Origin of the sequence: Actinoplanes lobatus (genome assembly GCF_014205215.1) — a bacterium.
Lineage (GTDB): Bacteria > Actinomycetota > Actinomycetes > Mycobacteriales > Micromonosporaceae > Actinoplanes > Actinoplanes lobatus.
The window spans coordinates 10361004-10370198 of record NZ_JACHNC010000001.1 but is presented as its reverse complement, the minus strand read 5'-3'; the positions used below and the strand labels follow the sequence as shown (position 1 = coordinate 10370198).

Sequence of the window (9195 nt, the reverse complement as noted above, 5' to 3'; positions counted from 1 at the left end):
TCGGTCGAGGGCCGCCCCAACTACGGGGTCGGCCCTCGACTGCGTTTATGGGCAGATCGCCTAGTAACTTTGTGTATCGAGAACAGCGTGTGTCGGAGCAAGGCCACCCGGGCCGAAGTAGCCCGCCGCCGTACTGGAAGGAATGATCCGTGAGTACAGGACCGCAGGACGGCGGCTCCAGCAACCGCGACGACGACCGCCGTTCCGGCAGTGGCCGCGACGGAGGTAACGACGGGCGCCGCGGTGACCGGGGCGGCTACCAGGGCGGCGGTGACCGCAGCGGTTCCCGTGGCGGCTACCAGGGTGGCGGCGACCGGGGCGGCTCGCGCGGCGGCTACCAGGGCGGTGGCTCCCGTGGTGGCGACCGTGACCGTGGTGGCTACCAGGGTGGGCGTCCGAGTGGCGACCGTCCGGGCTACCAGGGTGGCGGTGACCGCGGTGGGTTCCGTGGTGGGGACCGTGACCGTGGCGGCTACCAGGGTGGCGGCGACCGTGGCGGCTTCCGCCGGGACGACCGAGGCAGCGCCGGTGGCGACCGTGGCGTAGAGCGTGGCGGCTACCAGGGCGGCGGCTCCCGTGGCGGCGACCGTGACCGTGGTGGTTACCAGGGCGGTGGCGACCGTGGTGGGTTCCGTGGTGGGGACCGTGACCGTGGTGGTTACCAGGGTGGGCGTCCGAGTGGCGACCGTCCGGGCTACCAGGGTGGGCGTCCGAGTGGCGACCGTCCGGGCTACCAGGGTGGGCGTCCGAGTGGCGACCGTCCGGGCTACCAGGGTGGGCGTCCGAGTGGCGACCGTCCGGGCTACCAGGGTGGCGGCGACCGCGGTGGCTTCCGCCGGGACGACCGTGGCGGCGCCGGCGGTGACCGTGGTGGTTACCAGGGTGGCGGCGACCGCGGCGGGTTCCGTGGCGGCGACCGTGACCGTGGCGGCTACCAGGGTGGGCGTCCGAGCGGCGACCGTCCGGGCTACCAGGGCGGCGGCGACCGCGGTGGCTTCCGCCGGGACGACCGCGGCGGCGCCGGCGGTGACCGTGGTGGGCGTCCGAGTGGCGACCGGCCGGGTTACCAGGGTGGCGGTGACCGCGGTGGTTTCCGTGGTGGCGACCGGCCGGGTTACCAGGGTGGCGGTGACCGCGGTGGGTTCCGTGGTGGGGACCGTGACCGTGGTGGTTACCAGGGTGGGCGTCCGAGTGGCGACCGTCCGGGCTACCAGGGTGGCGGTGACCGCGGTGGGTTCCGTGGTGGGGACCGTGACCGTGGTGGTTACCAGGGTGGGCGTCCGAGTGGCGACCGTCCGGGCTACCAGGGTGGCGGTGACCGCGGTGGTTTCCGTGGTGGCGACCGTGACCGTGGTGGTTACCAGGGTGGGCGTCCGAGTGGCGACCGTCCGGGCTACCAGGGTGGCGGTGACCGCGGTGGGTTCCGTGGCGGCGACCGCGACCGTGGCGGCTACCAGGGTGGTGGCGACCGTGGTGGTTACCAGGGTGGCGGCGACCGCGGTGGTTTCCGTGGTGGGGACCGTGACCGGGGTGGTTACCAGGGTGGGCGTCCGAGCGGCGACCGGCCCGGCTACCAGGGTGGCGGTGACCGCGGTGGGTTCCGTGGTGGAGACCGTGACCGTGGCGGCTACCAGGGTGGCGGCGACCGTGACCGTGGCGGCTACCAGGGTGGCGGCGACCGTGGCGGCTTCCGCCGGGACGACCGGGACCGTGGTGGCTACCAGGCCGACGGCGGCCGGGGCACGGACGGCGAGACCGGTGGACAGCCGGCGTTCGTGGCGCCGGAGATCCCCGAGGACATCACCGCCAACGACCTCGACCAGGAGGTCCGTGCGGAGCTGCTGAGCCTGGCCCGGGACATCGCCGAGAAGGTCGCGCGGCACCTGGTGGCGGCCGGCCAGATCATCGACGAGGACTCCGAGGTGGCGCTGCTGCACGCGATCGCGGCGCGGCGGCTGGCCTCGCGGATTGCGGTGGTGCGGGAGGCGGTCGGGCTTGCGGCGTACGCGGCGGGTGACTGGACGACCGCGATCGCCGAGCTGCGGACCTACCACCGGATGACCGGGCGGCAGACGCACCTGGCCGAGCTGGCCGACTGCGAGCGGGCGCTGGGCCGTCCCGAGCGGGCCATCGACCTGTACCGCGGCGCGGACGCGGCGAACCTGGAGAAGGCGGGCGCCATCGAGCTGCTCATCGTCGCGGCGGGCGCCCGGGGCGACCTGGGTCAGCACGACGCGGCCGTGGCGATGCTCCAGGTCAAGGAGCTGACCGGGGACGACGACGCCGAGTGGGCGGCGCGTCTGCGGTACGCCTACGCCGACGCCCTGCTGGGGGCGGGCCGCCGGGACGAGGCGCGGGAGTGGTTCGCCCGGGCCGCCTCCATCGACGAGGAGCAGGTCACCGACGCGGCCGAGCGGCTGCTCGAGCTCGACGGCGTCACCATCGAGGGCGACGACGAGTTCGAGGACGAGGACGGCGAGGACCGTGAGCGGGCCGCCGCCGACACCCCCGACTCGGACCGCGCGGCTGACGAGGACGACGAGGACGACCTCGACGGTGACGACGACTTCGACGCCGACGAAGACGAAGACGACGAAGACGACGACTTCGAGGACGAGGACGAGGACGAGGACGAGGACGACGAGGACCGTGAGCGGGCCGCCGTCGACACCCCGGACTCGGACCGCGCGGCTGACGAGGACGAGGACGAGGACGCGCCGGTGGCCGTCGCGGAGACCGACGTGAACACCGACGGGCTTCGGGGCGAGCAGGACGAGAAGGCGCAGGCGGACGAGTACGTGGGACAGGCCGGCGAGGACAAGCCGCAGGCATGACGGATCACCTCGCCGGTGGCTACGACCTGGTCATCTTCGACCTGGACGGCGTCGTCTTCCTGATCGACAAGCCGATCCCGGGGGCCGCCGACGCGGTCGAGCGGCTGCGTGCCGGCTCGACGTCGATCGCGTACGCGACGAACAACGCGTCGCGGCGGGCCGCCGAGGTGGCGGCGCTGCTGACCGGCATGGGTGTGAGCGCGGAGCCGGCCGAGGTCCTCACCTCGGCCGGCGCCGCGGCGGCGCTGCTCGCCGACCGGTTGCCGGCCGGTGCGAAGGTGCTGGTGGTGGGTGCGGAGGCGCTTCGCGCCGAGGTCCGCGACGCGGGTCTCGAGCCGGTCGCCTCGGCCGAGGAGGAGCCGGTCGCGGTTCTTCAGGGGTACGGGCCCGAGGTCGGCTGGAAGATTCTGGCCGAGGCGGCGCTGGCGGTCCGGGCCGGCGCCGTCTGGTACGCCACCAACACCGACCGGACCCTGCCCAGTCCGCGTGGGCCGCTGCCGGGCAACGGCTCGCTGGTCGCGGTGCTGCGGACGGCGCTCGACCGGGATCCGGACGTGGTGGTCGGCAAGCCGCAGCCGGGCCTTTTCACGACGGCGGCGACGGTCGCCGGGGCACGGCGGCCGTTGTCGGTCGGCGATCGGCTGGACACCGACATCCAGGGTGCGGTCGGCGCGGGCATGGACAGTCTGCTGGTGCTGACCGGTGTCAGTGGTCCGGCGGACCTGCTGGCCGCGCCGGAGGACCGTCGCCCGACCTACGTGGCGGCGGATCTGTCCGGCCTGTTCCGCGGGGCCGAGGACGCGCTGGTCCCGGCGCCCGGCGACACGGCCGGCGGCTGGCGGGTCACCCGGGACGGTGGCGGCGTCACCCTGGACGGCTCCGGCGATCCGGTCGACGCCCTGCGCCTGCTGTGCGGTGTGACCTGGGACGGCGTGGCCCCGTCCGCGATCGAGCCGCGCTCCCCGGAGGCGCGCGAGGTACTGGCGGCCTGGGGCGTTCAGGCTCCTGGCTGACGTTCGAGCCGTTCTCCCCGGAGGCGCTGGCCCGCCGGCTGGGTGGGGAGTTCGGCCTCCCGGTCGGCGTTCGAGTCGCTGTCCGGAGGCGCGTGAGACCTGGCGGCCTGGGAGTTCGGACTCCCGGTCGGCACACGGGCTCGGTGAGTGATGTTGTGGGTTTGGTCGTGGGTCTCCCGGTAGGGAGGCCCACGATGTGCTTCTGGGGTTGGACGGGACCACCCGGTCAGCCCGGATGCGGGCGCTGCGGCCCTGCGTGGCAGATGGTCGCTGTCGGCAGGATCGGGTGCGCGTAGGCGTACCAAAATGTTTATGGGCGTATGCGGGTCAAGCCGGCCAGCAGGTGGGAAGCGTTGTGGGCGGCGTCGTCGGGATGAACGTCGGCCGAGCCCGTGCCGGGAGCCGGCGCCAAGCCGGGGCGGTGGGGCTGCGGCAGGGGCGCATCAGGGTCGATGTGCAGGAAACCGTCGACGACGGCGACCATCGGGGTGCTCATCCAGTCGAACGAAGGTACGGCCAGTTGCTCGGCGACCTCGTGGAGATCGGCGGGCCGGCGGCGTCGGGCATGTCGCATGATCGCTCCCCGGTTCGGGGGCCGGCCGGTCGCCGGCCGTTCCATTCCCTGAACTCCATCGTGGCACCGTCCGTGGCAAATCCCGAAGGCCTTCGGTCATTTGCCCCGAAGGGTCAAGAGGCCTGTTCCGTGGTCGATCAGGTTGGTGTGAGTTCGTTTACGTTGCCGCGTGGCGGCCATCTGTCCGAAGCGTCGTGGCAGGCCAGACACCGGATCGTGAGCCGGTTGCTCTGGTTGCACGCGCCGTTCTTCCTGGTGATCGGTGTGCTCGGACCGCGGCCGGTGTGGGAGGCCGTGCTGCTGGCCGCGGCCCCGGTCGCGTGGGCCGCGGCGACGCCGCTCTGGCGGTCGCGCAAGGCGCAGGCCTCGTATGTCAGCGTCGGGCTGATCGCGTGCACGTTCGTGGCGATCGAACTGACCGGCGGGCAGATGACCGCGCACATCCACCTGTACGCCGTACTGATCTTCGTGGCGCTCTACCAGCAGTGGGCGCCGCTGGTGTGGGCGATCGTGGTGGTTGTCGTGCATCACGGGGTGCTCGGCCTGATGGCGCCGGAGCGGGTGTTCGGAGAACACCACATGGAGGTCGCCACCGCCCTCACCATGGTCGTGGCGCACGCCGGGCTGCTCACCCTCGAGGTGGCCGGGATCCTCGTGTTCTGGCACTTCGCGGAGGAGGCGGAACGGGAGAACGAGGAGCTGGCCAAGGAGGCCGAGCAGGCGCGGCACGAGGTGGACCGGGCCGAGCGGGAGAGCCGGGAACGGGCGGCGGAGGAGTTGCACGAGCGGTCCGAGAGGGCGGCCGAGAATGCCCGCCGGATCGCCGCGGACGTGGCCGGCATCAGCGGCGAGGCGACCGCCGCGATCTCGGCGGTCGCCGCCGTGGACCGGGAGCTGGCGGCGCTGACCGCGGCGGTGCGCGACATCGCCGAACGGTCGGCGCAGGCCGCCGGCACGGCGTCGACCGGCAAGGAGGCGGCCGAGTCGGCGGGGCAGAAGGTCCGGCAGCTGGAGCGGTCGGTGGGGGAGATCGCCGACGTGAACGCGATCATCGCCTCGTTGGCCGAGCAGACCAACCTGCTCGCGCTGAACGCCACCATCGAGGCGGCCCGCGCCGGTGAACTGGGCAAGGGCTTCGCCGTGGTGGCCGGGGAGGTCAAGGACCTGGCCCGGGAGACGGCCACCTCGGTGGAACGGGTCAATCAGGTGATCACCGCGATCGTGGCGGAGACCGGGGACGTGGCGCACACCTTCGCGTCCACGGCCGGGGCCGTCGACGGCATCCACGAGCTCCAGCTGAACATCGCGTCCTCGGTGGAGGAGCAGGCCGCCGTGCTGGCCGAGGTGACCATCCAGCTGTCCACCGCCACGGCGGCCGCCGGCCAGGTCCTCACCGGGCTGGAGGCGCTCTCCACGACCGCCGAATACTGACCCGTTGAACCGCCGGCCGGCCGCGCCCGTATCCCTGGGCCCGGCCGGTCGACGTGTTTCAGAGGAGTTTGCGGAGCTTGAGCAGGTCGAACGGGTTCGCCCGGATGGACGAGATCACGCGCGTGAGCTCCAGCCTGCCGTCGACCAGGGCGATCAGGTCGTCGCTCGTGATCACCAGGGCGATCTTCGCCTTCGGGTCGTCGCCGTCGGTGATGTCGACCAGCCGCCCGCCGGTGATCCGGCCGTGGAACGCCGCGCCGAGATCGGTGAGCCGGCAGGCCAGGGTGCGGTCGAGATCCAGCTTCCCCTGGGCCTCGGCGTTGGCGGCGAGCCGGGCGGCGAGGTCGTTCAGTGCCTGCCGGCACTCCTCCACGGTGGCCATCAGCATCCTTTCCGGTGACACCAGCCTCACGACACCAGCACGGTACCCCAGTAGTTTTCCCGGAAGTGCCCGGTAGCGTGGCACCCGACGTGGCGAGAGGAGGCGGGACATGCCGGACGCATGGCGGGCATATCTGGACCTGGCACTCGGTTTGACGGAGGCTCCCCGGAAGAGGGCGCAACAGGTCGCCGGGGAGTTGCTCAACCGGGGCGGGGCCACCGCGGTGCAGGTTCAGGGCCTGGTGGAGGACCTGCTGACCGCGGGTGTCGCCAACCGGGAGGCGCTGACCAGCATCGTGCGGTACGAGGTGGACCGGGCGCTCGGGCGGGTGGGTCTGGCCACCGCCGAGGAGGTTTCCGAGCTCACCTCGCGGGTGCACGACCTGGAGCGGCAGCTGCGCGAGGCGCAGGCCCGGGCCAGCGCCGCCGAGTCGGTGGGCGGGACCCGGCTGGACAAGCCGGCGCCCACGCCCGCTCCCGCGCCCGTGAAGAAGGCGGTCGCGAAGAAGGCGGTCAAGGCCAAGCCGAACGCGATGCCGGCGGCGGCTACCGCGCCGGCCGCGGTGCCGGGGAACGCCGCGACGCCGGGCGAGGCCGCTCCGGTGCAGGCCGCGCCGGTCAAGGCCGCGCCGGTCAAGCGGGCGCCTCGCAAGACCGCGGCGAAGGCCGTGCCGGCCCAGCCCGCCGATGAGCGGGCTCCGGTGAAGAAGGCCGCGGCCAAGCGGGCGCCGGCCAGGAAGGCCGCGGCGGCCGAGGTGCCGCCCGCGCCGCGGAAGCGGGCGCCGGCCAAGAGGACCGCGGCGGCCGAGCCGCCGCCCGCGCCGCGTAAGCGCGCGCCGCGGAAGGCTCAGGTGCCGACCCAGTCGACCCCGGCGGCGGAGAACGTCGGCCGGACGGCGAGCCCGGAGGCATGAGGCTGTGACATATCCCAGTTCCGCACAGCCCGGTCCGCGTCCGGGACCGCCGCCGGGTGTTTCCCTCGCCGGTGGGACGGACGTCTCCCGGGGCGGTGGCGGGGAGGACACCGGGCATCCGGCGGTCGACGCGGTGCTCCGGTCGCTGGCCAACGCGGCACGGCTGGCGCCGGCCGAGCAGATCGCCGAGTACGAGGCCGCCCACCAGGTGCTTCAGGAGACCCTGGCCGGCATCGACCGCTGAGGCCGGGGCACGACCGGCGGCGAGTAGGTTGTGCAGGCTGTAACGAACCACCCGTACCTCGAAAAGGGATTTTGATGGCCCGCCGTGCGCGTCTCGACGCCGAGCTCGTCCGTCGTAAGCTCGCCCGCTCCCGGGAGCAGGCCGCCACGCTCGTCGCGGCCGGCCGTGTGCTGGTGCGCGGCACCACCGCGGCGAAGGTCGCCGCGATGGTCGACCCCGCCGATCCGATCGTGGTGACCGGCGAGGACCCGAAGGACGAGTACGTGTCGCGGGGCGGCCACAAACTCGCCGGGGCGCTGGCCGCGTTCGGTCCGCAGGGGCTGACCGTGACCGGCCGGCGCTGCCTGGACGCGGGCGCCTCGACCGGCGGGTTCACCGACGTGCTGCTGCGCGCCGGGGCCCGGCAGGTGGTGGCGGTCGACGTCGGGTACGGGCAGTTGGCCTGGCCGATCCGTACCGACGAGCGGGTGGTGGTGCAGGAGCGGACGAACGTGCGGTCGATCACCCCGGAGTCGATCGGCGGCCCGGTGGATCTGACCGTGGCGGATCTGTCGTTCATCTCGTTGCGGCTGGTGCTGCCGGCGCTGGCCGGGTGCACCGGGCCGGACGGCGATCTGGCGCTGATGGTGAAGCCCCAGTTCGAGGTGGGTAAGGAACGTGTCGGCTCGGGTGGGGTGGTGCGTGACTGGCGGCTGCGCGCCGAGGCGGTGCTGGACGTGGCGGCGGCCGCGTCCGGGCTGGGCCTCGGGGTGGCGGCCGTGACGGCTAGCCCGCTGCCGGGGCCGAGCGGCAATGTGGAGTTCTTCGTGTGGTTCCGGCGGGACGCCCCGCCCGCTGACCCAGCTCGGATCGAGGCCGTCGTCGAAGCCGGCCCGGTTGCCTTCGTGGAGGAGAAATGACGCGCTCGGCCCTGCTGGTGACGCACACCGGGCGCAGGCAGAGTACCCAGCACGCCCGGGCGGTGGCGCTGGACCTGATCGCGGCCGGGTTCGAGGTGCGGGTGATCGCCGACGAGGTCGCCGACCTGGAGCTGCCGGAGGGTGTGCAGCCGGTCGACGGCCCGGACGCGGCCGAGGGCGTGGAGATCGTGATGGCGCTCGGCGGGGACGGCACGTTCCTGCGGGCGGCGGAGCTGGCCCGCCCGTCGAAGACGCCGCTGCTCGGCATCAACCTGGGCAAGGTCGGCTTCCTGGCGGAGGCCGAGATCGACCACATCGACCAGGCGGTCGCCGACGTGGTGGCCGGGGACTACACGGTGGACGAGCGGCTCACCCTGGACGTCCGGGCGGAGTACGACGGACGGCTGATCGCCGAGTCGTGGGCGCTCAACGAGGTGACCGTGGAGAAGGGGCAGCGGGCGCAGATGCTCGAGCTGCTCGTGGACGTGGACGGGCGGCCGCTGTCCCGGTACGGCTGCGACGGTGTGGTGTGTGCCACCCCGACCGGGTCGACGGCGTACGCGTTCTCCGCCGGCGGGCCGGTGGTGTGGCCCGAGGTGGAGGCGCTGCTGCTGGTGCCGATCAGCGCGCACGCCCTGTTCAGTCGCCCGATCGTGACGGCGCCTACGTCGACGTTCGTGTTGACGGTGGACCCGTACACGTCGTTCGCGGTGCTGTGCTGTGACGGGCGCCGCACCTGGGACCTGCCGCCGGGATCGACGGTGACCGTGGAGCGCGGGCGGCTGCCGGTCCGCCTGGTCCGTCTCGCGCCGCGCCCGTTCACCGACACGCTGGTGGCGAAGTTCGGGCTTCCGGTGGTCGGCTGGCGGGGCAATCGACGCTGATCAGAAACCCCCGCGGTGGGC

10 protein-coding genes are annotated in these 9195 nt (G+C 73.2%); 7 read left to right on the top strand and 3 right to left on the bottom strand.

All coding sequences use genetic code 11. The features are described from left to right. Positions 1-20: 20 nt before the first annotated feature. Positions 21-1883 (bottom strand): hypothetical protein, encoded by a 1863-nt coding sequence (locus BJ964_RS46930; RefSeq protein WP_188126703.1) that lies wholly within the window; start codon positions 1881-1883, stop codon positions 21-23. 3 nt (positions 1884-1886) lie between these two features. On the opposite strand from BJ964_RS46930, the gene BJ964_RS48935 reads away from it, so the two are divergent. Continuing rightward, positions 1887-2834, top strand: a complete 948-nt coding sequence (locus tag BJ964_RS48935; protein ID WP_456049057.1) for a Replicase polyprotein 1ab — start codon at positions 1887-1889, stop codon at positions 2832-2834. Then, positions 2831-3847, top strand: coding sequence for an HAD-IIA family hydrolase (locus BJ964_RS46920; RefSeq protein WP_188126702.1), 1017 nt, complete (start codon positions 2831-2833; stop codon positions 3845-3847). Before BJ964_RS48935 ends, BJ964_RS46920 begins: the two co-directional genes overlap by 4 nt. A gap of 310 nt (positions 3848-4157) precedes the next feature. On the opposite strand, the gene BJ964_RS46915 is transcribed toward BJ964_RS46920, so the two are convergent. Then, positions 4158-4421, bottom strand: a complete 264-nt coding sequence (locus BJ964_RS46915) for a hypothetical protein (protein WP_188126701.1) — start codon at positions 4419-4421, stop codon at positions 4158-4160. A 216-nt stretch (positions 4422-4637) separates the two neighbouring features. On the opposite strand from BJ964_RS46915, the gene BJ964_RS46910 reads away from it, so the two are divergent. Continuing rightward, entirely contained in the window at positions 4638-5852 is a 1215-nt protein-coding gene (locus BJ964_RS46910) for a methyl-accepting chemotaxis protein (RefSeq protein ID WP_229807279.1), read from the top strand. A gap of 58 nt (positions 5853-5910) precedes the next feature. Here the strand turns inward: BJ964_RS46910 and BJ964_RS46905 are convergent, their stop codons facing one another. Further along, a complete protein-coding gene (locus tag BJ964_RS46905) occupies positions 5911-6234 on the bottom strand; it encodes a sterol-binding protein (protein WP_188126699.1) in 324 nt (107 codons plus the stop codon). Positions 6235-6343: 109 nt separating this feature from the next. Here BJ964_RS46905 and BJ964_RS46900 point away from each other — a divergent pair, with 109 nt between their 5' ends. The 4 genes from BJ964_RS46900 (at position 6344) to BJ964_RS46885 (ending at position 9174) form a co-directional block, all read left to right on the top strand. Then, complete coding sequence (locus BJ964_RS46900) at positions 6344-7147, top strand: phasin family protein (protein WP_229807280.1); 804 nt, start codon at positions 6344-6346, stop codon at positions 7145-7147. Positions 7148-7151: 4 nt separating this feature from the next. Further along, the gene (locus tag BJ964_RS46895) at positions 7152-7391 is read left to right on the top strand and encodes a hypothetical protein (RefSeq protein ID WP_188126698.1); all 240 of its coding nucleotides are present in this window, start codon (positions 7152-7154) and stop codon (positions 7389-7391) included. 74 nt (positions 7392-7465) lie between these two features. Beyond that, complete coding sequence (locus BJ964_RS46890; protein ID WP_188126697.1) at positions 7466-8290, top strand: TlyA family RNA methyltransferase; 825 nt, start codon at positions 7466-7468, stop codon at positions 8288-8290. Then, positions 8287-9174, top strand: coding sequence for an NAD kinase (locus BJ964_RS46885; protein WP_188126696.1), 888 nt, complete (start codon positions 8287-8289; stop codon positions 9172-9174). The genes BJ964_RS46890 and BJ964_RS46885 overlap by 4 nt, the downstream gene beginning before the upstream one ends. Positions 9175-9195: the final 21 nt, after the last annotated feature.